20 protein-coding genes are annotated in these 24,692 nt (G+C 71.3%); 14 read left to right on the forward strand and 6 right to left on the reverse strand.

What is annotated here, in order from left to right:
* Window positions 1–14: 14 nt before the first annotated feature.
* From ACNKF0_RS04930 to ACNKF0_RS04945, 4 genes are all read left to right on the forward strand, one after another.
* Window positions 15–2,228: an NADP-dependent isocitrate dehydrogenase gene (locus ACNKF0_RS04930; protein ID WP_416956273.1), complete on the forward strand. Its 2,214-nt coding sequence runs from the start codon at window positions 15–17 to the stop codon at window positions 2,226–2,228.
* Window positions 2,229–2,247: 19 nt separating this feature from the next.
* Complete coding sequence (locus tag ACNKF0_RS04935) at window positions 2,248–2,934, forward strand: DUF6498-containing protein (protein ID WP_416956275.1); 687 nt, start codon at window positions 2,248–2,250, stop codon at window positions 2,932–2,934.
* Between the two features lie 73 nt (window positions 2,935–3,007).
* Window positions 3,008–4,264, forward strand: coding sequence for an MFS transporter (locus ACNKF0_RS04940; protein ID WP_416956277.1), 1,257 nt, complete (start codon window positions 3,008–3,010; stop codon window positions 4,262–4,264).
* A 138-nt stretch (window positions 4,265–4,402) separates the two neighbouring features.
* Window positions 4,403–4,561 carry a hypothetical protein gene (locus tag ACNKF0_RS04945; protein WP_416956279.1) on the forward strand — a complete coding sequence of 53 codons (159 nt, stop codon included), beginning with the start codon at window positions 4,403–4,405 and terminating at the stop codon, window positions 4,559–4,561.
* A gap of 28 nt (window positions 4,562–4,589) precedes the next feature.
* Here the strand turns inward: ACNKF0_RS04945 and trpS are convergent, their stop codons facing one another.
* Entirely contained in the window at window positions 4,590–5,654 is a 1,065-nt protein-coding gene (gene trpS / locus ACNKF0_RS04950) for a tryptophan--tRNA ligase (RefSeq protein ID WP_416958424.1), read from the reverse strand.
* A gap of 51 nt (window positions 5,655–5,705) precedes the next feature.
* Here trpS and ACNKF0_RS04955 point away from each other — a divergent pair, with 51 nt between their 5' ends.
* The 3 genes from ACNKF0_RS04955 to ACNKF0_RS04965 all read left to right on the forward strand — a co-directional run bounded on the left by ACNKF0_RS04955 (window position 5,706) and on the right by ACNKF0_RS04965 (window position 8,488).
* Window positions 5,706–6,215, forward strand: a complete 510-nt coding sequence (locus ACNKF0_RS04955) for a 2'-5' RNA ligase family protein (protein WP_416956282.1) — start codon at window positions 5,706–5,708, stop codon at window positions 6,213–6,215.
* Between the two features lie 4 nt (window positions 6,216–6,219).
* Window positions 6,220–7,266, forward strand: a complete 1,047-nt coding sequence (locus tag ACNKF0_RS04960; RefSeq protein WP_416956283.1) for a YihY/virulence factor BrkB family protein — start codon at window positions 6,220–6,222, stop codon at window positions 7,264–7,266.
* A gap of 346 nt (window positions 7,267–7,612) precedes the next feature.
* The gene (locus ACNKF0_RS04965) at window positions 7,613–8,488 is read left to right on the forward strand and encodes a hypothetical protein (protein WP_299922358.1); all 876 of its coding nucleotides are present in this window, start codon (window positions 7,613–7,615) and stop codon (window positions 8,486–8,488) included.
* Window positions 8,489–8,707: 219 nt separating this feature from the next.
* Here ACNKF0_RS04965 and ACNKF0_RS04970 read toward each other — a convergent pair whose 3' ends face one another.
* The 3 genes from ACNKF0_RS04970 to ACNKF0_RS04980 are packed head-to-tail and all read right to left on the reverse strand — an operon-like array spanning window position 8,708 to window position 12,229.
* A complete protein-coding gene (locus ACNKF0_RS04970; protein WP_299922356.1) occupies window positions 8,708–9,451 on the reverse strand; it encodes a succinate dehydrogenase/fumarate reductase iron-sulfur subunit in 744 nt (247 codons plus the stop codon).
* On the reverse strand, window positions 9,448–11,469 hold the full coding sequence (locus tag ACNKF0_RS04975; protein WP_299923192.1) for a fumarate reductase/succinate dehydrogenase flavoprotein subunit: 2,022 nt from the start codon (window positions 11,467–11,469) through the stop codon (window positions 9,448–9,450). Before ACNKF0_RS04975 ends, ACNKF0_RS04970 begins: the two co-directional genes overlap by 4 nt.
* 40 nt (window positions 11,470–11,509) lie before the next feature.
* Window positions 11,510–12,229 (reverse strand): succinate dehydrogenase cytochrome b subunit, encoded by a 720-nt coding sequence (locus tag ACNKF0_RS04980; RefSeq protein ID WP_416956286.1) that lies wholly within the window; start codon window positions 12,227–12,229, stop codon window positions 11,510–11,512.
* A 155-nt stretch (window positions 12,230–12,384) separates the two neighbouring features.
* Here ACNKF0_RS04980 and ACNKF0_RS04985 point away from each other — a divergent pair, with 155 nt between their 5' ends.
* The 3 genes from ACNKF0_RS04985 to ACNKF0_RS04995 are packed head-to-tail and all read left to right on the forward strand — an operon-like array spanning window position 12,385 to window position 15,856.
* Entirely contained in the window at window positions 12,385–13,206 is an 822-nt protein-coding gene (locus ACNKF0_RS04985; protein ID WP_416956288.1) for a hypothetical protein, read from the forward strand.
* Window positions 13,207–15,069, forward strand: coding sequence for a fumarate reductase/succinate dehydrogenase flavoprotein subunit (locus tag ACNKF0_RS04990; protein WP_416956290.1), 1,863 nt, complete (start codon window positions 13,207–13,209; stop codon window positions 15,067–15,069).
* 10 nt (window positions 15,070–15,079) lie between these two features.
* A complete protein-coding gene (locus ACNKF0_RS04995) occupies window positions 15,080–15,856 on the forward strand; it encodes a succinate dehydrogenase/fumarate reductase iron-sulfur subunit (RefSeq protein ID WP_299922348.1) in 777 nt (258 codons plus the stop codon).
* Window positions 15,857–15,860: 4 nt separating this feature from the next.
* On the opposite strand, the gene ACNKF0_RS05000 is transcribed toward ACNKF0_RS04995, so the two are convergent.
* Window positions 15,861–17,114: a hypothetical protein gene (locus ACNKF0_RS05000; RefSeq protein WP_416956292.1), complete on the reverse strand. Its 1,254-nt coding sequence runs from the start codon at window positions 17,112–17,114 to the stop codon at window positions 15,861–15,863.
* Between the two features lie 147 nt (window positions 17,115–17,261).
* Here ACNKF0_RS05000 and ACNKF0_RS05005 point away from each other — a divergent pair, with 147 nt between their 5' ends.
* Genes ACNKF0_RS05005 through ACNKF0_RS05020 form a run of 4 tightly spaced genes read left to right on the forward strand, consistent with a single transcriptional unit; the run spans window position 17,262 to window position 23,469 of the window.
* A complete protein-coding gene (locus ACNKF0_RS05005; protein WP_416956294.1) occupies window positions 17,262–19,076 on the forward strand; it encodes a methylmalonyl-CoA mutase family protein in 1,815 nt (604 codons plus the stop codon).
* Window positions 19,073–21,268, forward strand: a complete 2,196-nt coding sequence (gene scpA, locus ACNKF0_RS05010) for a methylmalonyl-CoA mutase (protein ID WP_416956296.1) — start codon at window positions 19,073–19,075, stop codon at window positions 21,266–21,268. Before ACNKF0_RS05005 ends, scpA begins: the two co-directional genes overlap by 4 nt.
* Window positions 21,268–22,269, forward strand: coding sequence for a methylmalonyl Co-A mutase-associated GTPase MeaB (meaB, locus tag ACNKF0_RS05015; protein WP_416956298.1), 1,002 nt, complete (start codon window positions 21,268–21,270; stop codon window positions 22,267–22,269). Before scpA ends, meaB begins: the two co-directional genes overlap by 1 nt.
* 12 nt (window positions 22,270–22,281) lie before the next feature.
* The gene (locus tag ACNKF0_RS05020; RefSeq protein ID WP_416956300.1) at window positions 22,282–23,469 is read left to right on the forward strand and encodes an amidohydrolase; all 1,188 of its coding nucleotides are present in this window, start codon (window positions 22,282–22,284) and stop codon (window positions 23,467–23,469) included.
* Here ACNKF0_RS05020 and ACNKF0_RS05025 read toward each other — a convergent pair.
* Window positions 23,459–24,637: a sensor histidine kinase gene (locus tag ACNKF0_RS05025; RefSeq protein WP_416956302.1), complete on the reverse strand. Its 1,179-nt coding sequence runs from the start codon at window positions 24,635–24,637 to the stop codon at window positions 23,459–23,461. The two genes, ACNKF0_RS05020 and ACNKF0_RS05025, sit on opposite strands and share 11 nt — an antisense overlap.
* Between the last annotated feature and the right edge of the window lie 55 nt (window positions 24,638–24,692).

The following is a 24,692-nucleotide window of genomic DNA, read 5'->3' on the forward strand; positions in this document are numbered from 1 at the left end:
GAGCTGTCGTACCCATGGCCAAGATCATCTACACCCACACCGACGAGGCGCCGCTGCTCGCGACGTACTCGTTCCTCCCGATCATCGCCGCCTACGCGAAGACCGCCGGTGTGGACGTCGAGACCCGTGACATCTCGCTTGCCGGTCGCGTGATCGCGCAGTTCCCCGACCGGCTCACCGACGAGCAGCGCCTCGACGACGCGCTCGCCGAGCTCGGCGAGCTCGCGACGAAGCCCGAGGCCAACATCATCAAGCTGCCCAACATCTCCGCCTCGATCCCGCAGCTCAAGGCCACCGTCGCCGAGCTGCAGTCGCAGGGCTACGACCTCCCGGACTACCCCGAGAACCCGCAGACCGACGAGGAGCGCGAGACCCGCGCCCGCTACGACAAGGTCAAGGGCTCGGCTGTCAACCCCGTCCTGCGCGAGGGCAACTCCGACCGCCGCGCGCCCGCCTCGGTCAAGAACTACGCCAAGGCCCACCCCCACTCGATGGGCGCGTGGAGCAGCGACTCCCAGACGTCGGTCGCCACGATGGGGCACGACGACTTCCGCAGCAACGAGCAGTCCGTGGTCATCCCCGCCGACGACACGCTCGCGATCGTGCACGTGGGCGCCGACGGCCAGGAGACGGTCCTCAAGGAGGGCCTGGAGGTCCTCGAGGGCGAGGTCGTCGACGCGACCTTCATGAGCGCGGCCCACCTCGACGAGTTCCTCGAGCAGCAGGTGGCCAGGGCGAAGGCCGACGGCGTGCTGTTCTCCGCCCACCTCAAGGCCACGATGATGAAGGTCTCCGACCCGATCATCTTCGGCCACGTCGTGCGCGCGTACTTCGCCGACGTCTTCGCCCAGTACGGCGAGCAGCTGGCCGCCGCGGGCCTCTCGGCCAACGACGGCCTCGGCGCGATCCTGTCCGGCCTCGACAAGGTCGACGGCGGCGCGGAGATCAAGGCCGCCTTCGAGAAGGGCCTGGCCGAGGGCCCGTCGCTCGCGATGGTCGACTCCGACCGCGGCATCACCAACCTCCACGTCCCCTCCGACGTCATCATCGACGCCTCGATGCCCGCGATGATCCGCACGTCCGGCCAGATGTGGAACTCCGACGGGGAGCAGCAGGACACCCTCGCCGTCATCCCGGACTCCTCCTACGCCGGCGTCTACCAGGCCGCCATCGACGACTGCCGCACCCACGGCGCCCTCGACCCCTCGACGATGGGCTCGGTGCCCAACGTCGGCCTGATGGCCAAGGCGGCCGAGGAGTACGGCTCGCACGACAAGACCTTCGAGATCCCCTCCGCGGGCAAGGTCGAGGTCCGCAACGGGTCCGGCGAGGTGCTGATGTCGCACGACGTCGAGGCGGGCGACATCTGGCGCGCCTGCCAGACCAAGGACGCCTCCATCCGCGACTGGGTCAAGCTCGCCGTCACCCGCGCCCGGGCCAGCGAGACCCCGGCCATCTTCTGGCTCGACGAGACGCGCGCCCACGACGCCAACCTCATCGCGCTCGTGAAGACCTACCTGGCGGACCACGACACCGACGGGCTCGACATCCAGGTGATGGCGCCGGCCGAGGCGACGACGTACTCCCTGGAGCGGATCCGTCGCGGCGAGGACACCATCTCGGTGACCGGCAACGTGCTGCGCGACTACAACACCGACCTCTTCCCGATCCTCGAGCTCGGCACCAGCGCCAAGATGCTCTCGATCGTCCCGCTGATGAACGGCGGCGGCCTCTTCGAGACCGGCGCCGGCGGCTCGGCGCCGAAGCACGTGCAGCAGCTCGTCAAGGAGGACTACCTGCGCTGGGACAGCCTCGGTGAGTTCTTCGCCCTGGCCGCCTCGCTCGAGCACCTCGCCGGCTACGACGACAACGCCCGCGCCCGCATCCTCGGTGACACGCTCGACAAGGCGACCGAGACCTTCCTCAACGAGGACCGCTCGCCGGGCCGCAAGCTCGGCACGATCGACAACCGCGGCTCGCACTTCTACCTCGCGCTCTACTGGGCCGAGGAGCTGGCGAAGCAGACGGAGGACGCCGACCTCGCCGCCGCGTTCGCCGAGCTCGCCTCGACGCTGCGCGCCGCCGAGCAGACGATCGTCGACGAGCTGCTCGCCGTGCAGGGCAAGCCGGCCGACATCGGCGGCTACTTCCGCCCCGACGCGGAGAAGGCTGCAGCGGTGATGCGACCGTCCGCGACGTTCAACGAGGCCATCGCCTCGCTGGGCTGAGCACGCACACCACGACGACATGACAACGGGGGAGCAGGGGCAGCCGCGCGCGCCCCTGCTCTCCTCGGTCTGGCTGGTCCTCGGCAACCTGCTGCCGGTCTGGGCGGTGTGGGCCGGCCACATGTCGGTCGGCGACGTCTTCGTCGTCTACTGGATCGAGAACGTCTCCTACTGGGCGATCACCATCGTCAAGGTTCGCACCGCGCGCGGCCCCGCCACGCCCGGGGCCGGACGGATGACCCTCAACGGCAAGCCGGTCGACGCCTCCGACGCCGGGGCGCTGTCGTTCTTCTTCGCCCTGCACTACGGCATCTTCACGCTCGTCCACGGCGTGTTCGCCTTCGTCATGGCCTTCCTGGCGGGCGGCGACCTGCACCCGGCCATGTGGCTGCTGGCCGGGCTGACCCTCGCACTGAGCCACGTCGGCTCGCTGTGGATCAACTGGTACGACGGCGGGGAGCGGTGGCGGGTCTCCGCCACCACGGCCATGTGGCAGCCCTACCCGCGCATGCTCGTGCTGCACGTCGCGATCATCCTGGGCTTCGGCCTCGTCCTCCGCTCGGTCGGCTCGGCCGGGACCCCGACCGGGCTGGACGAGCTGGCGCCGGTGCTGCTGCTCCTCGGCCTCAAGACCGTCGTCGACCTCGCCCTCCACCTCTGGGAGCGCCGCCGGGCCCGCTCGGCGACACCGGTCGGCACGGCGTGATCCCGGCCACCTCCCGCGCCGACGCGCCGGTGCCGGGGAACAATACCGGCCGCGCCCTCTCTTGCGCCAGGTGATGACGACGACTGCCGAGACCTCCGCTCCACCCGCCGACCCCTCCGGCAGCCGCTCCGGCGACGTCGACGTGCCGGCGGTGACCGCGCGCCACTTCGGCCTCGCGGTCCTCGCGCTGGCGATGGGCGGCTTCGCGATCGGCACCACCGAGTTCGTCACGATGGGCCTGCTGCCCCAGATCGCCGCCGGCGTGGACGTCTCGATCCCCACCGGCGGGCACGTCATCTCGGCGTACGCCGTCGGGGTGGTCGTCGGCGCGCCGGTGCTGGCGTTCCTCGGTGCGCGGCTCCCGCGGCGGGCCCTGCTGGTGGCCCTGATGGCGGCCTTCGCCGTCGGCAACGCGGTGAGTGCGCTCGCGACGTCCTACGAGCAGCTGATGGTCGCCCGCTTCGCCGCCGGGCTGCCGCACGGTGCCTACTTCGGCGTCGCCTCCCTGGTCGCTGCCAGCATGGCGCGGCCCTCGCACAAGGGGCGCGCGGTCTCGCTGGTGATGCTCGGCCTGTCGGTCGCCAACGTCGTCGGCGTACCCGCAGCGACGGTCCTGGGCCAGGAGCTCGGCTGGCGGGCGGCGTTCTGGGCGGCCGGCGGGCTCGCCGTGCTGACCCTCGGGCTCGTCGTCTGGCTCGTGCCGTCGGTCCCCGGCGACCCGGGTGCGAGCGGGCGCCGCGAGCTGTCGGCCTTCAAGGTGCCGCAGGTCTGGCTGACCCTGCTCGCGGGCGCCGTCGGGTTCGGCGGCATGTTCGCCGTCTACACCTACATCGCTCCCGTCGTGACCGACGTCGCCGGGCTGGGGGAGCGGGCGGTGCCCGTCTTCCTGCTCTCCTTCGGCCTCGGCATGGTGGCCGGCACCTGGCTGGCCGGGATCATGGCCGACTGGTCGATCTTCCGCTCGCTCATCATCGGTGGAGTCGGCATGGCCTTCACGATGCTGGCCTTCTGGGTCGCCGCGCCCCACGGCTGGGCCGCCCTGCCGGTCGTCTTCCTCATCACCACGCTCGGCTCGGTGCTGGTCGTCAACCTCCAGCTGCGGCTGATGGACGTGGCGGGCGATGCCCAGACCCTCGGTGCCGCGATGAACCACGCCTCGCTCAACATCGCCAACGCGCTCGGCGCGTGGCTGGGAGGCCTGGTCATCGCGGCCGGCTGGGGACTCCGCGCCCCCGCCCTGGTCGGGCTCGTCCTCTCGGTCGCCGGGGTGGCCATCCTGCTGCTCTCGGCCGCCCTGCACGTGCGGGGACGGGACGCCGTACGCGCCTGAGCCGCGCGCCGGTGCACGACCTTCCCGATGATGTTGCGTGGTGTTAACACGGGCGGAACTGTGGCGTAGCCCGGACTTGTAACGATCCAATCCATGAGGGGCGGGCAGTCCGCCCCAGATCTTCCGGAGGGGAACGTCATGGACGAGGACAAGATCGTGCGCCAGATGGAGCGCCGCCGCCAGCTCGCCGACCGCAACACCGGTGCGGTCGTCGACCTGCTGGGACGACGTGAGGAGCTGCGGGGGATCTACCCCGCCGCCGACCTGGTCGCGGAGAACGTGGGCTGGGCCGTCTGAGCCGGGGCGTGGGCCCGGTGCGCCGGGCTCACGCCCAGCCGTAGACCATGCCCATCGCCGAGCGCACCTCGTCGAGCGTGGCCTCGGCGACCTCGTTGGCACGGGCGTTGCCGCGGCGGAGCACCTCGTCGAGGTAGCCGGGGTCGGCCTCGAGCTCGGCGCGACGGGCCCGCAGCGGGGCGAGCTCGGTGTTGATCGCCTCGGTGAGGCGGCCCTTGAGCGCCCCGCCGCCACCGTCGCCGATCTCCTCGGCGACCGCGGCCGGGTCGACGCCCTCGCACAGGCCGATGAGCGTCAGCAGGTTGGCGACCTCCGGGCGGGCATCCGGGTCGTAGGTGATCACGCGGTCGCTGTCGGTCTTGGCGCCCTTGAGCTTCTTGGCGGTCTCGTCGGCGCTCATCCGCAGCTCGACGACGTTGCCCTTGGACTTGCTCATCTTGGTGCCGTCGGTGCCGAGGATCAGCGGCGCCTCGGACAGCAGCGCACCCGGCTCCGGGAACACCGGGGCGTACCTGTCGTTGAAGCGGCGCGCGACCACGCGCGTCTGCTCGAGGTGGGGGAGCTGGTCACGTCCGACCGGCACGACGTTGGCCTTGCAGAACAGGATGTCCGCGGCCTGGTGCACGGGGTAGGTGAGCAGCAGCCCGCCGATCGAGGTGATGCCGGCCGACTTGGCCTCGTCCTTGACGGTGGGGTTGCGCTGCAGCTCCGCGACGCTGACCAGGCTGAGGAAGGGCAGCATCAGCTGGTTGAGCGCGGGCACCGAGGAGTGGGTGAAGATCGTCGCCTTCTCCGGGTCGAGCCCGGCGGCGATGTTGTCGACCAGCAGGTTGCGCACGTTGCCGGCGATGTCGCCGGCGACCTCGCGGTCGGTGATCACCTGGTAGTCCGCGATCAGCTGCCAGATCTCGGCGCCGCTGTCCTGGAGGCGGAGGCGGTTGCGGATCGAGCCGAAGTAGTGGCCGATGTGCAACGCCCCGGTCGGACGGTCCCCGGTCAGCATGCGCAGCGAGGCCGGGTCCTTGGCCATCTGCTCCTCGATGGCGTCGCTGCGAGCCTGTGCGGCGCGGAAGGTGTCACTCACGCGGCAGATCCTTTCACGGGGCTGATCGGCTCCGCGACGGGGTTCTGTAGGGTCTCGTGGGTGCCCACCATCGGAGTAGCGATCGCGATTCCCGAGCCCTGGGCGAGCGAGCTCCAGGACTACCGGACCAGCGTCGGCGACCTCACGGCGACGCAGATCCCCACCCACATCACGCTGGTCCCGCCGACCGAGGTGCCCGACGCCGATCTCCGGACGGTGCGCGCGCACCTGACGCACGCGGCGTCCGCCGTGTCGCGCTTCGACATCCACCTGCGCGGCACCGGCACCTTCCGCCCGGTCTCGCCCGTCGTGTTCGTCACCCTGGCCGAGGGCATCTCGGGTTGCGAGGTGCTCGCGGACGCCGTACGACAGGGACCGCTCGAGGTCGAGCTGCACTACCCCTACCACCCGCACGTCACCATCGCCCACCACCTCGACGACGAGGCGCTCGACCGGGCGTTCGCGGAGCTGGCGGAGTTCGAGTGCCGCTTCGCCGTCGACGCGTTCAGCCTCTACGTCCACGACGCCGACGCCGGCTGGCGGGCCACCGACCACTTCGAGCTGGGCTGAGCGGGTGCCGGTCCTCGACACCGTGAAGGAGCGCGTCGCCGGTGTGCGTGAGCGCCGCCCGGTCGTCGACCACCTCGTGCGCGCCGTCGAGCACTACGGGCAGGTCAACGGCAGCGCCCTCGCCGCCGCGGTGACCTACTTCGCGTTCCTGTCGTTCTTCCCGATCCTCGCCCTCGCCTTCGCGATCTTCGGACAGGTGACGGAGGTCTACGAGGGCGCCGAGGACACGCTGGTCGACGCGGCCAACTCCGTCCTCCCCGGCCTGGTCGGTGGCGACAGCGGCGTCCCGCTCGACACCCTCCAGTCCGCCGCGCCGGGGATCTTCAGCGTCGGCATCCTGCTCACGCTCTACTCAGGCCTGGGCTGGCTCTCGGGCATGCGCACCGCGCTGATGGCGATCTTCGAGGAGCCCGAGCGCGAGCGACCCAACTTCGTGTTCGGCAAGCTGCGTGACGTGCTCGCCCTCCTGGCGCTCGGCTCGATCCTGGTCACGAGCGTGGCGGTGTCCGGCGTGGCGACCAAGGTGCTCACCCCGATCATGGAGTGGCTCGACCTGGGCGTGGTCGCGGAGGGCTTCTTCTGGGCGCTGGCGATCGGCCTCGGCCTGGCAGCCAACACGTTGCTCTTCTTCGCCTTCTTCCGCCTGCTCGCCCAGCCGAACACCCCCAGCCGGTCGCTGTGGTCCGGGTCGCTCCTGGGTGCCGTCGTGTTCGAGGTCCTCAAGCAGCTCTCCACCTTCCTGCTCAAGGCCACGGCCGAGTCCGCGGCGTTCCAGGCCTTCGGCATCGCGCTCATCCTGATGATCTGGATCAACTACACCTCCCGCGTCGTCGTCCTCGCCGCCGCCTGGGCCCACACCTCGCCCGAGGCGCGCGCCCTCCGCGACGCCAACAGGGTCGCCGACCAGATGCCCGAGGGTCCCCGCATCGACCTCGCCGCGGCAGCGACCGGCGTACCCTCCACCGCCCCTGGTGGAGCCTCTCCCAAGGCGGCCTTCGCCGCCGGCGCGGCGTCGATGCTCGGGCTCGTCGCCCTCCTCCGCCGCCGCTGACCCTCCCGCCCCTGCTCCCCGCCCGCCCTCTGAGCGGTGTGTGACGCATGTTCCGCGCGCCGAAAACCTGCCTCACGCACCGACGGGGCACCTCGGCGGGGCTGGGCGGTGCGTGAGGCATGTTCTGTGCGCCGAGAAGATGTCTCATGCACCGCCCGGGTGGGCAGAGCGGTCCGCCGACCGTCCACAGCTCGACCGGGTACGCCCTCCTCCACAGGCCATGCGGTCGACGGTGGCACCGGCTCGCGGTGGTCGCTGCGATGGGCGCATGTTCTCCGTTCCCGGCCACTTCCGGAACCGCCCCTTCACGCGGGAGGAGGCCTTGTGTGGCGGCATCAGTCGAGGTGTGCTCCAGGGCCCACAGTTCAGGCGCCTCTACGAGAGCGTCTACTGCCACGTCGACCACGTGCCGACCTTCGAGGACCGGCTCAACGCCGCCCGGCTGACTCTCCCGGACGGTGCTCGCGCCGCGGGCATCACCCGGCTCCAGGAACTGGGACTCGACTACGGGCCACGCAGCCCGCTCCACTTCGTGGTCGAGGGAGACCTGCACCTGGTGATCGACGGCATCTACCTCCACCGCACCGTCAAGCTGCCACCGCTCGGCGAGGACGGCGTCACGGCGGCCGCGGCCTTCGTGGCCTATTGCGCCGAGGCGCGGACGATCGACGCGATCAAGGTGGGGTGCGACCTGCTCCGGTCGAAGCTCATGGACCGGCACGACCTGGACCAGCTCCTGTGCGAGGAGAAGTGGCGTCGCGGAGCGTCCGAGGCAACCTACGTGCTGCCCTACCTCACCGACCGGTGCCGTTCCATGGCCGAGGCCGAGCTGCTCGCGTACGTCGTCGCGGCTCGGCTCGGACCGCCCCAGGTCAACACCGCGGTGGAGATCGCGCGCGGCGTCCGAGTCACTCCCGACCTGTGGTTCGGCGAGCAGCGTGCTGCGGCGGAGTACGAGGGAAGCCATCACCAGGAGGACCGTGCCCAGTACAACGCGGACATCGACCGGTACCGCGCCTACCGGCGGCACGACGTGGCGTACGAGCTCGTCACCAAGGAGCGGCTTCGCACACCCAGGACGGCCGTGCGCGCGCTCCACTCGATGTTGCTGAGCCGCGGTTACGAGGGTCCGCCGCCGGAGTTCGGACCCGAGTGGGACGCGCTGTTCATGCGCTTGTCCGACGTCGTCAGGCCGCATGGGCCCCGCCACCGGGCGGGGTGAGTGACGCAGGCTTTCGGAGTGCAGAACCTGTCTCACTCACCGCTCGGACGATCGTCCGCGCTGGAGCGGTGGGTGACGCACGTTTTCGGGCCGTAGAACGTGTCTCACGCACCGCTGGCCAGGCCCCGGAACGGCAGCAGCTGGAGGAGCGGCAGCACCCGAGACGCGACGAGGGCCGGGGGAGACCCCCGGCCCTCGTCCGTGTGGAGCGGATGCGGCTCAGTGACCGTGCTTGATCGCGGTGCGGAGGTCCTTGTTGAGCTGCGAGATCACGTCGAGCGGGATCTCCTTGGGGCATGCGGCGGTGCAGGCGCCGATGTTGGTGCAGCCGCCGAAGCCTTCGTGGTCGTGCTGGGCGACCATGTTGACCACGCGCTCGTCGCGCTCGGGCTGGCCCTGGGGGAGCAGGCCGAGGTGGGTGACCTTGGCGCCCATGAAGAGCGAGGCCGAGCCGTTGGGGCAGGCGGCGACGCAGGCGCCGCAGCCGATGCAGGTCGCGACGTTGAAGGCGCGGTCGGCGTCGTCCTTGGGGACCGGGACCGAGTGGGCCTCGGGCGCCGACCCGGTGTTGACCGAGACGTAGCCGCCGGCCTGGATGATCCGGTCGAAGGCGCCGCGGTCAACGACGAGGTCCTTGACGACGGGGAAGGCGTCGGAGCGCCACGGCTCGATCGTGATGGTCTCGCCGTCGCTGAACGAGCGCATGTGGAGCTGGCAGGTCGTGGTGACCTCCGGTCCGTGCGCGTCGCCGTTGATCATGAGCCCGCACATGCCGCAGATGCCCTCGCGGCAGTCGGAGTCGAACGCGATCGGGTCCTCGCCCTGCTCGTTGAGCTGCTCGTTGAGCACGTCGAGCATCTCGAGGAACGACATGTCGGGGGAGACGTCGGCCAGCTGGTAGGTGTGCATCGCACCGGCGCTGACGGCGTCGGGCTGACGCCAGATCTTGAGGGTCAGGTTCACTTGTAGCTCCGCTGCTTCATCTCGATGGCCGTGTAGACCAGGTCTTCCTTGTGCAGGACGGGTCGCTCGTCGAGGCCGGCCCACTCCCAGGCGGAGACGTAGGCGAACTCGTCGTCGTGACGCAGCGCCTCGCCGTCCTCGGTCTGCGACTCGCCGCGGAAGTGGCCGCCGCAGGACTCGCGCCGGTTGAGTGCGTCGATGCACATCAGCTCGCCGAGCTCGAAGAAGTCGGCCACCCGGCCGGCCTTCTCCAGCGACTGGTTGAGCGACTCGCTGGTGCCGAGCACCTTGACGTTGCGGTAGAAGTCGTCGCGCAGCCCGCGGATCAGGTCGATCGCCTTCTTCAGGCCCGTCTCCGTGCGCTCCATGCCGCAGTACTCCCACATGATGTTGCCGAGCTCGCGGTGGTAGGAGTCGACGCTGCGGGTGCCGTTGACGGACAGGAAGTGCTCGATGCGGTCGGTGACCGACGTACGCGCCTCGACGACCGCCGGGTGGTCCTCGCCGATCGGCTCGAACGGGCCGTCGGCCAGGTAGTCGCGGATCGTGTGGGGCAGGACGAAGTAGCCGTCGGCCAGGCCCTGCATCAGCGCCGAGGCGCCGAGGCGGTTGGCGCCGTGGTCGGAGAAGTTGGCCTCACCGGTGACGAACAGGCCCGGGATCGTGGACTGCAGGTCGTAGTCGACCCACAGGCCGCCCATGACGTAGTGCACGGCCGGGTAGATGCGCATCGGCACCGAGTAGGGGTCCTCGCCGGTGATCCGGGCGTACATGTCGAAGAGGTTGCCGTACTTGTTGGCCACCGCGTCGCGGCCGAGGCGGTCGATCGCGTCGGCGAAGTCGAGGTAGACGCCACGTCGTACGCCCTCCACCTCGGGGCCGACGCCGCGACCCTCGTCGCAGACGTTCTTCGCGGCCCGCGAGGCGATGTCGCGGGGGACCAGGTTGCCGAACGAGGGGTAGATCCGCTCCAGGTAGTAGTCGCGGTCAGCCTCGGCGATCTCGCGCGGGTCCTTGTCGCAGTCGGCCTGGTTCTTCGGCACCCAGATGCGGCCGTCGTTGCGCAGCGACTCCGACATCAGCGTCAGCTTGGACTGGTGCGAGCCGGAGACCGGGATGCACGTCGGGTGGATCTGCGTGTAGCAGGGGTTGGCCATGTAGGCGCCCTTGCGGTGCGCACGCCAGGCGGCGGTGACGTTGGAGCCCATCGCGTTGGTGGACAGGTAGAACACGTTGCCGTAGCCGCCGGAGGCGAGCACGACGACGTCGGCGAGGTGGGTCTGGACCTCGCCGGTGACCATGTCACGGGCGATGATGCCGCGCGCCTTGCCGTCCGCGACGATCAGCTCGAGCATCTCGTGGCGGGTGAACATCGACACCGTGCCGGCGGCGATCTGGCGCTCGAGGGCCTGGTACGCCCCGATCAGCAGCTGCTGCCCGGTCTGGCCGCGGGCGTAGAAGGTGCGGGAGACCTGGACGCCACCGAAGGAGCGGTTGTCGAGCAGGCCGCCGTACTCGCGGGCGAACGGGACGCCCTGGGCGACGCACTGGTCGATGATGTTGGTGCTGACCTCGGCGAGGCGGTAGACGTTGGACTCCCGCGAGCGGTAGTCGCCGCCCTTCACGGTGTCGTAGAAGAGGCGGTGGACGGAGTCGCCGTCCTCCTTGTAGTTCTTCGCGGCGTTGATGCCGCCCTGCGCGGCGATCGAGTGCGCGCGCCGCGGCGAGTCCTGGTAGCAGAACGTCTTGACGTTGTAGCCGGCCTCGCCGAGCGTGGCCGCGGCCGAGGCGCCGGCCAGGCCGGTGCCGACGATGATGATGGAGAGCTTGCGGCGGTTGGCCGGGTTGACGAGGCGGGCCTCGAACTTCCGGTTCTGCCAGCGGTCCGCGATCGGGCCCTGTGGCGCCTTCTCGTCGACCAGCGGCGTGCCCGGGGTGTAGTAGCCCGCGGCGTCGTCGTAGTCGCCGTCGAGCGACCCGCTGAGCGAGGCCTCCGTCGAGGTGACGGTGTCAGGCATGTCCATGTCGTGGCTGTCGTTGCTCACGTGCGGTGACCCCTTACTTGGTGATGATGCCCGCGAGCACGGCGAGCGGGACGAGGGAGAAGCCGACCGAGACGATCAGCGCGATGACGAAGCCGAAGACCTTGGCGCGCTGCCGCTTGGCGGCGGTGCCGGTCCAGCCGAGGGTCTGCGCCGCGCTCCAGATGCCGTGGTGCAGGTGGGCGCCGAGCGCCAGCATCGCGACGATGTAGATCAGCGTCATCCACCAGAGGTCGAAGGTGTCGACCATCAGGTCGTACGGGTCGTTGGTCGCGCCGCCCTGCGGGTTGACCTTGCCGATCGTGAAGTTGAGCAGGTGCCACACCAGGAAGACGAGGATCGTCACGCCGCCCCAGCGCATCATCAGGCTGGCCCGCGTCGCGCCGGTGTCCTTCTTCATGACGTACTTGGTGGTGCGGGCACGAGCCGCGCGGCGCCAGAGCACGACGGCGCAGTAGACGTGCACGACCAGCGACACGATGAGGCCGAGGCGGAGGATCCAGAGCGCGCCCTCGTGCGGCAGCATCGGCTCGCCGAGCTCGCGCAGGTGGTGGGCGTACTCGTTGAACGCGTCGTGCCCGGCAAAGGCCTTGAGGTTGCCGTACATGTGCGCGAGCACGAAGCCGAGGAAGATGAAGCCGCTGACCGCCATGCCCAGCTTGAGCGCGATGGTCGTGCGCGATGCCCGCGCACCCTTCACCAGCGTCGGCCGAGGGGGAGTGAGTTGGGATGCCACGCCGCCACGGTATCGCGGCGTTCGGACGCACGACGCGCCGAGGCCGTGTGAGGTTTTGCTGGGCGCGTTGTCTTCCGCTCAGGCGTGACACAGGTCATAGTCGGGACCGTCGTCCGGGAGCACTCCCGGACTGCCGGGACCTTCACGGAGGACGCATGGCGACGACCGACCACGGCGTGAGCAGTCCGACCCGAGCACGCATCGACGCACGGACCCTGCGCCAGGACCGGTGGTGGCTCTCGCCCCTCACGACGTTCGTCGTGTTCTCGGCGTTCGTCGTCTACGCGACGGTCCGCGCCTTCATGGGGCGCGACTACTACGCCTCGCCCTACCTGTCGCCGTTCTACTCCCCGTGCCTGGGCGACTGCGTCGAGGGCGCCTCCGACTTCGGCCAGCCGTTCGCGTGGTGGCCGCTGTCCGCGGCGCTGATCATCCTCATCTTCCCGCTCGGCTTCCGGATGACCTGCTACTACTACCGCAAGGCCTACTACCGGGCGTTCTGGCTCAGCCCGCCGGCGTGCGGCGTCGCGGAGCCCCACGGGTCCTACTCGGGCGAGACGCGGTTCCCGCTGATCCTGCAGAACGTCCACCGCTGGTTCTGGTACGCCGCCGTGCTGGTCGGCCTGGTGCTGACCTTCGACACCGTCCTGGCGTTCCGGCCGATGCCCGCGGAGTACGCCGTCGGCGACGGGGAGACCAGCGGCATCCACATGGGCCTGGGCACGCTGCTGATGATCGTCAACATCGTCTTCATCTGGCTCTACACGCTCTCGTGCCACTCGTGCCGCCACATCGTCGGCGGCCGGCTGCGCCACTTCTCCAAGCACCCGGTCCGCTACCGGCTCTGGACCTGGGTCTCGCGGCTCAACGAGAGCCACGGGAAGTGGGCGTGGTACTCGCTGTTCTCGGTCGCGATCGTCGACCTCTACATCTTCCTGCTCGCCACCCACACGATCCAGGACGTGAGGTTCTTCTAAGTGAGCGACACCAGACATCCCATGACCGGCAACGAGATGTCGCCGGAGGCGCGCGGCGGCATGGAGCGGCACGCGTACGACGTCGTGGTGATCGGCGCGGGCGGGGCCGGGCTGCGGGCCGCGATCGCCGCCCACGAGGCGGGCGCGCGCACGGCCGTGGTGTGCAAGTCGCTGCTCGGCAAGGCGCACACCGTGATGGCCGAGGGCGGCGCCGCGGCGGCGCTGGGCAACCGGTGGCCCGAGGACACCTGGCAGGTCCACTTCCGCGACACGATGCGCGGCGGCAAGATGCTCAACAACTGGCGGATGGCGCAGCTGCACGCGCAGGAGGCACCCGAGCGGGTGCTCGAGCTCGAGGACTGGGGCGCGCTGTTCGACCGCACCGAGGACGGGCTGATCTCGCAGCGCGACTTCGGCGGCCACCGGTACGCACGGCTCGCGCACGTCGGCGACCGCACCGGGCTCGAGCTGATCCGCACCCTCCAGCAGCGCACCGTCCAGCTCGGCGTCGACGTCTTCATGGAGTGCACGGTCACCGAGGTCCTCAAGCAGGACGGGCGCGTGGCGGGAGCGTTCGGCTACTGGCGCGAGACGGGTCGCTTCGTCACCTTCGAGGCACCGAGCGTGATCCTCGCGACCGGCGGCATCGGCAAGTCCTACAAGGTGACGTCCAACTCCTGGGAGTACACCGGCGACGGCCACGCCCTGGCCCTGCGCGCCGGCGCGGACCTCATCAACATGGAGTTCGTGCAGTTCCACCCGACGGGCATGGTGTGGCCGCCGTCGGTGAAGGGCCTGCTGGTCACCGAGTCGGTGCGCGGCGACGGCGGCATCCTCACGAACTCCGAGGGCAAGCGCTTCATGTTCGACTACATCCCCGAGTTCTTCCGGGCCGAGACGGCCGACACGGTGGAGGAGGCGGACGCCTGGTACGACGACAAGAAGAACAACCGCCGACCGCCCGAGCTGCTGCCCCGCGACGAGGTCGCGCGCGCCATCAACTCCGAGATCAAGGCCGGGCGCGGGTCACCGCACGGCGGCATCTTCCTCGACATCGCGAGCCGCCGCGACGCCGACTACATCCGCAAGCGGCTGCCGTCGATGTACCACCAGTTCAAGGAGCTCGCGGACGTCGACATCACCGCGGAGCCGATGGAGATCGGGCCGACCTGCCACTACGTCATGGGCGGCGTGGAGGTCGACCCCGACACCCAGCAATCAGCCGTGCCCGGCCTCTACGCCGCGGGCGAGGTCAGCGGCGGCATGCACGGGTCGAACCGGCTGGGCGGCAACTCGCTGTCCGATCTGCTGGTGTTCGGCAAGCGGGCGGGGGAGTCGGCGGCGGCGTACGCCACGACCGGTGAGCGGCAGGCCGTCGCCGAGGCCGACGTGAAGGCCGCCCAGGCCGACGCGCTGGCGCCCTTCGACGTCGCTGCCGGTCCCGGGGGCGGCGGGGAGAACCCCTACACGATCCAGCACGACCTGCAGCAGTCGATGAACGACCTGGTCGGCATCATCCGCACCGCACCCGAGCTCGAGGAGTCGCTCGGCGAGCTCGCGCGGCTCAAGGAGCGCGCGGACCGGATGGTCGTGGAGGGGCACCGGCAGTACAACCCCGGCTGGCACCTCGCCCTCGACCTGCGCAACATGCTGCTGGTCAGCGAGTGCATCGCGAAGGCGGCACTGGCCCGGCAGGAGTCGCGCGGCGGGCACACCCGCGACGACTTCCCCGGCCCCGACCCGGAGTGGGGCGCGAAGAACCTGGTGCTCTCGCTCGACGAGTCCGGTCACGGCGTCGACATCGCTGAGAAGCCGCTGCCGGTGATGCCCGACGACCTCCAGCAGCTCTTCCAGGACACGTGAGGGGACAGTCATGGCCTACGACCTGAAGATGCGTGTGTGGCGCGGCGACGCCGAGGGCGGCGAGCTCACCGACTACACCGTCGAGGTGTCCGAGGGCGAGGTCGTGCTCGACGCGCTGCACCGGCTGCAGGCGACCCAGACCGGCGACCTCGCGATCCGCTGGAACTGCAAGGCCGGCAAGTGCGGTTCCTGCAGCGCCGAGATCAACGGCCGACCGCGCCTGCTGTGCATGACGCGCCTCTCGGACTTCGAGCCGTCCGAGACGATCACCGTGACGCCGATGCGGACCTTCCCGGTGATCCGCGACCTCGTCACCGACGTGTCGTTCAACTACGAGAAGGCCCGGGAGCTGCCGTACGCCGAGCTGGGCCCGCGCGACGCCGACGGCAAGCGCCGGATGATGCAGGTCGACGTCGAGCGCGGCCAGGAGTTCCGCAAGTGCATCGAGTGCTACCTGTGCCAGGACGTGTGCCACGTGGTGCGCGACCACGAGGACAACAAGCAGCACTTCGCCGGGCCGCGGTTCTTCATCCGCTACGCCGAGCTCGACATGCACCCGCTCGACACCCACGACCGCCGCAAGCTGGCGCAGGACGCCGCCGGCCTCGGGATGTGCAACATCACCAAGTGCTGCACCGAGGTGTGCCCGGAGGGCATCCACATCACCGACAACGGGATCATCCCGATGAAGGAGCGTGTCGTGGACCGGAAGTACGACCCGCTCGTCTGGCTCGGCAACAAGATCGGCCTGCGCTCGAAGGACGACGAGGGCCGCACCGAGGTCTGACGCGTCAGGTCTCCGTCGATCCCGGCGCCAACCGCGCCGACGGCGAGGTCCGGTCCAGGTAGAGCCGCGACGCCCGCGCGACGAGCGGGTGCGCGTCGGCGTGGTGGACGGCCCGTTTGCGCAGCCAGAACCCGCCCGCCCGCAGCTGGCTCGTCAGCACCTCCGCAGGTCCCGGCAGCCGCCCCTCGCGCTCGAGGAACGCGGAGCGGTAGCGGCGAAAGAGGCGGCCGTGGTCGAGGGCCATCGACACGAGTGCGGCCTGCGTCGCGGCAAGCAGCTCGGGATCGGTGACGTCGTCGAGGGCGGGACCGGCGGGCGCGGGGTCGGGCGCGAGGTCGGGCGCGAGGTCGGGCGCGACGAGGTCGGCGAGGTCGCCGTGCACCGTGACCTCGCGGCGCTCGAGCTCGGCCACCAGCCGCTCGCCGTACGACCGTGCCCACCCGAGGTGCTCCGCCGGCAGCTCGAGCGGTCGGTCGGTCGTGCCGGCGAGCCGCGCCCGGATCCCGGCCTCGATCACGAACCGGTGCTGGGTGGCGTTGAAGTGCCCGCCCACCGCCTCGTTGAGGCGCCGGACCACCTCGAGCTCCGCTGCGCCCAGCGAGACGTTGCGGACGGTCGCCCGGTCGCCCGGCCAACCGGCGGGCAGGTTCGCCGCCGCGGCGAAGCGGGCCAGGAGGACGGTGCCCGGCGTGCCCCGCGGCGGCACGGTGACCAGCCGGATCCGGTCGGCCGGCACCGCCGACGCCCACGTGTCGATGACGCGGAGGAGGTCGTGGCGCCAGTGGAAGGACACGCCCTCGCTCGGCGGCGCGCCCTCCTGTCCCCGCACCGACGCCACGAAGTCCGCCCAGGTGGTGGTGCCGCCGTTGACGACCGTCTGCTGCCACGCCGAGACCAGCGTCCGCGCCATGTCGCGTGCACCGACGACGACGTGCACCCGGTGGCCCGCCAGCGCTCCCACCAGCCGACGGGCCTGGCGCGGTCGCGCCAGGGACAGCTCCTCCTCGGAGACCACCACCGGTCCGTCGTGGGCGGCCACCAGGTCGACCAGCCGGCCCAGCGCCCCCGCGGCCTCTCCGCGCAGCTCGCCGCCCACACGCTGGCCGAGCAGGTCGTAGGCCGCGAGGCGCTGGGCACGGTGGCCCCCCGGGAAGAGCACCCCGGCGGCGGCGAGCTGCTCCGCCGTGGCCGTCAGGGCGCCCTGGATCGTGGTCGTCCCGGTCTTGTAGAGACCCACGTGGAGGAAGACGTCTGCCATGGCCACGACGCTAGGAATGCGCCGCGGCGAGCACATGGGGCCCGCGTCCCGGTCGGCCGGGAATCTCCGGTGGCGCGTCGGGACGGTGACCTATCCCATAGCCGGCGCCAGTGACCCTCGCCACGGCGCGGGCCTATCCTGCGCAGCATGACCAACCTCCCAGGTGGCCTCGACGGTGGACTGGACGAGCCCGAGGAGCTGCAGCCCGCGGAGGGCTCGCTCCGGCTGGTCGGTGACGACGACGCGTACGACGTCGCGGCGTGGGAGGCGGCCACCGCCGCCGTGCTGCGCAAGGCCCGGCGCCTTGGCGACGACGCACCCGACACCGACGTCTGGGACGTGCTCACCCGTGCGACGCTCGACGGCATCCGGGTGCCCCCGATCGGGCAGCCCGCTGACCTCGAGGACCTCACCACGTCAGGGCGCCCGCAGCGCGCCGGCGCGTGGGACGTGCGCACGATCCTCGTCGGGGACGACGCCGCCGAGGTCAACGACGCGGCGTTGGTCGACCTCGACAACGGCGCCACGTCGCTGCACCTCGACGTCGAGCGCGGCACCGACCTCGCCGTCGCGCTGCGCGGGGTGCTGCTCGACCTCGCCCCGGTGACGCTCGACCGGCCCGCCGAGGAGCAGTCGGTCGAGCTGGCCCGGCTGCTCGAGGAGTCGGCCGGTGACCCGCACCCGGGCAGCAACCTGTCGGCCGACCCGGCGACCGCGCTGACGTTCGGCGAGGGGCACGCCGACGGCGCGAGGACGGTGGCGGACTCCTTCGTCGACACCGTCGGCCGGGCCCAGGCGCTCGGCGTCCTGGGTGCGGTCGTCGACGGCACCGCGCTGCACGAGCGCGGCGCGAGCGACGCGCAGGAGCTCGGCTGGACCATGGCCGTCGGCGTCCACTACCTCCGCCTGCTGACCGGGGCCGGCTTCTCCGTCGACGACGCTGCCGGACTCGTCGAGTTCCGCTACGCCGCGACCGACGAGCAGTTCCCCACGATCGCCAAGCTGCGTGCGGCCCGGCGGCTCTGGGCCCGCGTCCTCGAGGCCAGCGGCGCCGGGGACGTCCCGCAGCGCCAGCACGTCGTGACCAGCCGCGCCATGATGACCAAGCAGGACCCCTGGGTGAACATGCTCCGCGCCACCGTCGCCGCCTTCGCCGCGGGAGCCGGTGGCGCCGACGCCATCACGGTCGTCCCGTTCGACGCGCGGCTCGGCAGGCCGGACGCCCTCGGTCGTCGCATCGCCCGCAACACGTCCTCGCTCCTCATCGAGGAGTCGCACGTCGCCGTGGTCGCCGATCCCGCAGGGGGCGCCTACGCCGTCGAGCGGCTCACCGACGAGCTCGCCGTCGCCGGGTGGGCCGAGCTCGGCCGGATCGAGTCCGACGGCGGGTTCGGCGAGCAGGCCGCGGCGGGCGTGAAGGCACGGGTCGCCGAGGTCCGCGCGGCGCGCGACGCCGGCATCGCCGATCGGTCGCGTCCGCTGACCGGCGTCTCGGAGTTCCCCAACCTCGCCGAGGCGCTGCCCGAGCGCGAGCCCTGGAGCGGCCACGGCGTGCAGCCCTACGCCGCTCCCTACGAGGAGATGCGCGCGACGCCTCCGGACCGGCCGGTCTTCCTCGCCACCATGGGCTCCATCGCCGCGCACACCGCGCGCGCCACCTTCGCCAGCAACCTCTTCGCGGCCGGCGGGGTCGCGGTCGAGGTGGCCGGCGCCACGTCCGACACCGCGGCGGTGCTCGAGGCCTACGCCGGCCAGCCCGTCGTCTGCCTCGCCGGCACCGACGCGGCGTACGCCGAGTGGGGCGCCGACCTCGTCGCCGCACTGCGGGCGGCAGGTGCGTCGTACGTCGTGCTGGCGGGGAAGCCGGGGGAGAAGACGCTGACCGACGTGGACGACTCGTGTGCCGTGGGGGTCGATGCGCTCGGCTTCCTGGGCCGGATCCGAGAGGAGCTCAGCCGATGAGCATCCCGAAGAACTTCGCCGAGGTCAGCCTCGGTTTCGACACGCCTCCTTCGTCGGCTGCTCAACCAGCGGCCGGGGGAGCGGGCGAGGCGTGGAGCAGCCCGGAGGGCATCGACATCCTCCCTGTCTACGGACCCGAGCACCTCGACGGCCTCGACGGCCTCGACACGTGGCCCGGCCTCGCGCCGTTCCTGCGCGGGCCCTACCCGACGATGTACACGACACAGCCGTGGACGATCCGGCAGTACGCCGGCTTCTCCACCGCCGAGGAGTCCAACGCGTTCTACCGCCGCAACCTCGCGGCGGGGCAGAAGGGCCTCAGCGTCGCCTTCGACCTCGCCACCCACCGCGGCTACGACTCCGACCACCCGCGGGTGCGCGGCGACGTCGGCATGGCGGGCGTGGCGATCGACTCGATCTACGACACCCGCACGCTCTTCGACGGCATCCCGCTCGACGAGATGTCGGTGTCGATGACGATGAACGGCGCGGTGCTGCCGGTGCTGGCGCTCTACATCGCGGCGGCCGAGGAGCAGGGGGTGAAGCCGGAGCAGCTCGCGGGGACCATCCAGAACGACATCCTCAAGGAGTTCATGGTCCGCAACACCTACATCTACCCGCCGGCGCCGAGCATGCGGATCATCAGCGACATCTTCGCCTACACCTCGCAGAAGATGCCGCGCTTCAACTCCATCTCGATCTCCGGCTACCACATCCAGGAGGCCGGGGCGACGGCCGACCTCGAGCTGGCCTACACCCTCGCCGACGGCGTGGAGTACATCCGCGCAGGCCTCGGCACGGGCATGACGATCGACCAGTTCGCGCCGCGGCTGTCGTTCTTCTGGGCCATCGGGATGAACTTCTTCATGGAGGTCGCCAAGATGCGCGCGGCCCGCGCGCTGTGGGCGCGGCTGGTCGACGACTTCGAGCCGCAGAACCCCAAGTCGCGCTCGCTGCGCACGCACAGCCAGACCTCGGGCTGGTCGCTGACCGCGCAGGACGTCTTCAACAACGTCGGGCGCACCTGCATCGAGGCGATGGCCGCGACGCAGGGGCACACGCAGTCGCTGCACACCAACGCCCTCGACGAGGCGATCGCGCTGCCGACCGACTTCTCCGCGCGCATCGCCCGCAACACCCAGCTGCTGCTGCAGCAGGAGTCCGGCACCACGCAGGTCATCGACCCGTGGGCCGGCTCCTACTACGTCGAGAAGCTCACCCACGACCTCGCCGAGCGCGCCTGGGCCCACATCCAGGAGGCCGAGCGGGCCGGTGGCATGGCCGCCGCGATCGAGCAGGGCATCCCGAAGATGCGCATCGAGGAGGCGGCCGCCCGCACCCAGGCGCGCATCGACTCGGGCGCGCAGAAGGTCATCGGCGTCAACACCTACCGGCTCGCGGCCGAGGACAAGCTCGACGTGCTGCGCGTCGACAACGACGACGTCTACCGCCAGCAGGTCGCCAAGCTGGAGCGGCTGCGCGCCGAGCGCGACGACGACGACGTACGCCGTGCGCTGGACGCGCTGACCGCCTCGGCCGAGCGCGGCCCGGTCGGCGGCGGCTCCCTCGACGGCAACCTCCTCGCCCTGGCCGTCGACGCGGCCCGCGCGAAGGCGACCGTCGGCGAGATCTCCGACGCGCTGGAGAAGGTCTACGGCCGCCACCAGGCGGTGATCCGTACGATCAGCGGCGTGTACCGCGACGAGGCCGGCACCGCTGAGGGCACCAAGGTGGCCGAGGTGCTGAGGGCCACCGAGGAGTTCGAGGCCGAGGAGGGGCGCCGGCCGCGCATCCTCGTGGCCAAGATGGGCCAGGACGGCCACGACCGCGGCCAGAAGGTCGTGGTCACCGCCTTCGCCGACCTCGGCTTCGACGTCGACGTGGGCCCGCTGTTCTCCACGCCGGAGGAGGTCGCCCAGCAGGCGATCGACTCCGACGTGCACATCGTCGGGGTGTCCTCCTTGGCTGCCGGCCACCTGACGCTGCTGCCCGCGCTCAAGCAGGCACTCGCCGACCAGGGCCGGCCCGACATCATGGTCGTGATCGGCGGCGTGATCCCGCCCGACGACGTGGCGACGCTCCGCGAGATGGGTGCGGCCGCGGTCTTCCTGCCCGGCACCGTGATCGCGGAGTCGGCCCTCGACCTGATCGCGCGCCTGCGCGAACAGCACCGGGACGAGCCGGGAGCCTGATGCCGCGGCCGATCGACGTCGCCGCGCTCGTCGCGGCCGTGCAGGACGGCCAGCGTGCCGCGGTCGCGCGGGCCATCACCCTCGTCGAGTCGTCGCGTCCCGAGCACCGGGCAGCCGCGCGCGAGCTGCTCACCGAGCTCGCCGCGACCGAGCGACCGATGGCGGCCCGCGTCGGCATCTCGGGCGTCCCTGGCGTCGGGAAGTCGACGTTCATCGAGGCGCTCGGCACGCGGCTGACCGGGGCCGGGCACCGGGTCGGCGTCCTCGCCGTGGACCCGTCGTCGGTGCGCACGGGCGGCTCGGTGCTCGGTGACAAGACCCGCATGGCGACGCTGTCGGTCGATCCGAACGCCTTCATCCGCCCGTCGCCCTCGGCCGGGACGCTGGGCGGTGTCGCCCGGGCGACGACCCAGGCGATGCTGGTGCTCGAGGCGGCGGCGTACGACGTCGTCCTGGTCGAGACGGTCGGCGTGGGGCAGTCGGAGGTCACCGTCGCCGGCATGGTCGACACCTTCCTCTTCCTCACCCTCGCCCGCACCGGCGACCAGCTGCAGGGCATCAAGAAGGGCATCCTCGAGATCGCCGACGTGGTGGCGGTCAACAAGGCCGACGCCCTCGGCGGAGAGGGCCACGAGGCCGACGCCCGCGTCGCCGCCCGCGAGCTCGCCGGCGCGCTGCGCCTGGTGCGCGGGCACGCCGAGTGGGCCCCACCCGTCGTCACCTGCTCCGCACTGACCGGGACCGGGGTCGACGACGTGTGGCAGCGGGTGAACGCCCACCGCGAGCACCTCGGCATCGACGGCCTGGCCCACAAGCGTGCGGGGCAGCAGCTCGAGTTCACCTGGGCGCTCGTGCGGGACGAGCTCGACCAGCGGCTGCGCTCGTCGGCCGGGGTGGCCGCGGTGCGCGACGACGTACGACGGGCCGTCCTGTCCGGCGAGCTGCCGGCACCCCTGGCCGCGGATCGGATCCTCGCCGCGTACGACGGTGTCGCGACCTAGACTGGGTCGGTCATGCCAGAACCTCTCCCTGCCACCCCCGTCATCGCCGAGGTCGTCGACAAGTACGCCGACGACCTCGTCGCCCTCCGCCGCGACCTCCACGCCCACCCTGAGCTGAGCTGGGCCGAGGAGCGCACCTCCGACGCGGTCGTGACCGCGCTGGAGGGAGCAGGCTGGGCGGTGAGGCGACCCGACGGCGGCGGAGTGCTGGCCGAGATCGGCCACAGCGGCCGGCTGGTCGCGCTGCGCGCCGACCTTGACGCGCTGCCGGTCGACGACCTGATCTCCGACCCGTGGCGGAGCACCAACCCCGGCGTCGCCCACGCGTGCGGGCACGACGTCCACACGGCCGGGCTCGTCGGAGCCGGCCTCGCGCTGGCGGAGGTCGCGGCCCGCGGGCTGCTCCCCGGACGCGTGCGACTGCTGTTCCAGCCCGCCGAGGAGGTCATGCCCGGCGGAGCGCTCCAGCTCATCTCCGCAGGTGCGCTGGAGGGTGTCTCCCACGTCTTCGGCCTGCACTGCGACCCGAGCCTCGACGTGGGCCGCATCGGCCTGCGCGAGGGGCCGCTGACCGGCGCCGCCGACGCGCTGACCGTGCGGTTGATCGGCAAGGGCGGCCACACCTCACGTCCGCACCTCACCGAGGACCTCACCTTCGCCCTCGGCAAGGTCATCACCGAGCTCCCGGCCATCCTGAGCCGACGTCTCGACCCGCGGGCAGGGGTCAGCGTGGTCTGGGGCATGGTGCGCGCGGGCTCGACCCACAACGTGATCCCGCACGGCGGCGTGGTGGCCGGCACGGTCCGGATGCTCGACGCCGTCGCCTGGGCCGACGCCGAGCACCTGATCCGCCAGCTGATCGCCGCGATCGTGGCGCCCTACAGCGTGACCGCCGAGGTGACCTACCAGCGAGGCGTGCCGCCCGTCGTGAACCACGAGGTGTCCACGCGCCTGCTCGGGAGGGCGGTCGAGAACGTCCTGGGCCCGCACGGCCACGTCACCACGGCCCAGAGCCTGGGCGGCGAGGACTTCGGGTGGTACCTCGACTCGATCTCCGGCGCCATGGCCCGCCTCGGCACCCGCACCCCCGGCGGACCGACGTACGACCTCCACCAGGGCAACCTCCGGGTCGACGAGGCGGCCACCGGCATCGCGGCCCGCGTGCTGGCCGAGGCGGCGGTGACGGCGCTCAGCGACTGACGTCGACCGGGTCTCCGGCGGGTGCCAGCGGCACGCCGAAGGTGAAGGTGCTGCCCTCCCCGAGGACGGACTCGACGGCCAGCCGGCCGCCCATCAGCTCGACGAGCTCGCGGCAGATGGCGAGCCCGAGGCCGACGCCCTGCCGGTCGCCGGTCGCGAGCGGGTCGGCCTGGACGAACGGCTCGTAGAGGTCGCGCAGGTGGCACTCGGTGATGCCGATGCCCGTGTCGCGGACCCGGAACTCGACCCAGGTGCCCGCAGCCGGGTCGTCGCACGGCCGGCTGGTCACCCTCACGTCGATCGAGCCGCGCTCGGTGAAGGTGATGGCGTTCTGGACCAGGTTGGTCACGACCTGGTTGACGCGCCGGCTGTCGCCGGTGGCGGCGTCGGGGACGTCGTTGTCGACGGTGAAGGTGAGGTCGAGCTCGCGGGACTCGGCGAAGGGCACCGCCCACGACGCGACGTCGTCCACCACCTCTCGTACGTCGACGGGGCCGCGCCGGAGGACCGTCTGGTGGGCCTCCAGGCCGGAGAACTCGAGGATGTCGTGGACCAGGCGCATGAGGCGCTCGCCCGAGCGGTGCACGATGCGGGCGAAGTGCTCGGGCTCGGGGTCGAGGTCGGAGCCCATGAGGAGCTCGGCGGCGCCGACGATCGCGGCCAGCGGGGTGCGCACCTCGTGGCTGACGGTGGCGAGGAAGAGCGACTTGGCGGCGTTGGCCTCCTCGAGCTCGCGGAGCACGCGCTTGGCCTCGGTGACGTCCTCGGAGACACCGTGCACGCCGACGACCTCGCCACCCACGATCACCGGGATCGCGGTGCAGCGGATGTCGGTGAGACCGCCGCCGGTGCTGACCACCCGGGCGTCCACGACCTGCGGCTCGCCGGCCATCGCCCCCTCGAATCCTTCCTGGATGTCGGACAGGTCCTCGGCGTGGATGACCTGCGCGAAGTGGGCCTTCCGCAGCTCCTCGAGGGTCAGGCCGGTCATCTCGAGCGTCCGCTCGTTGGCGTCGGTGAAGTAGCCGTCCTGGTCCACGGAGTAGGTCGCGTGGGGGTGGTGGGTGAACATCGACGCGTAGCGCTCGCCGCTCTGCGCCAGCGCCTGCGCGCCGAGGGTCGCGTTGGTCGACGAGGAGCGATCACGGTCGTGCTCGCCGAGAGCCATCAGAACCTCCGAGAGTCCGCTGGGGTGCGTTGCACCGTACCCCGCGGTATGCGCC

The sequence above is a fragment of the Nocardioides sp. T5 genome (assembly GCF_048161455.1).
Lineage (GTDB): Bacteria > Actinomycetota > Actinomycetes > Propionibacteriales > Nocardioidaceae > Nocardioides.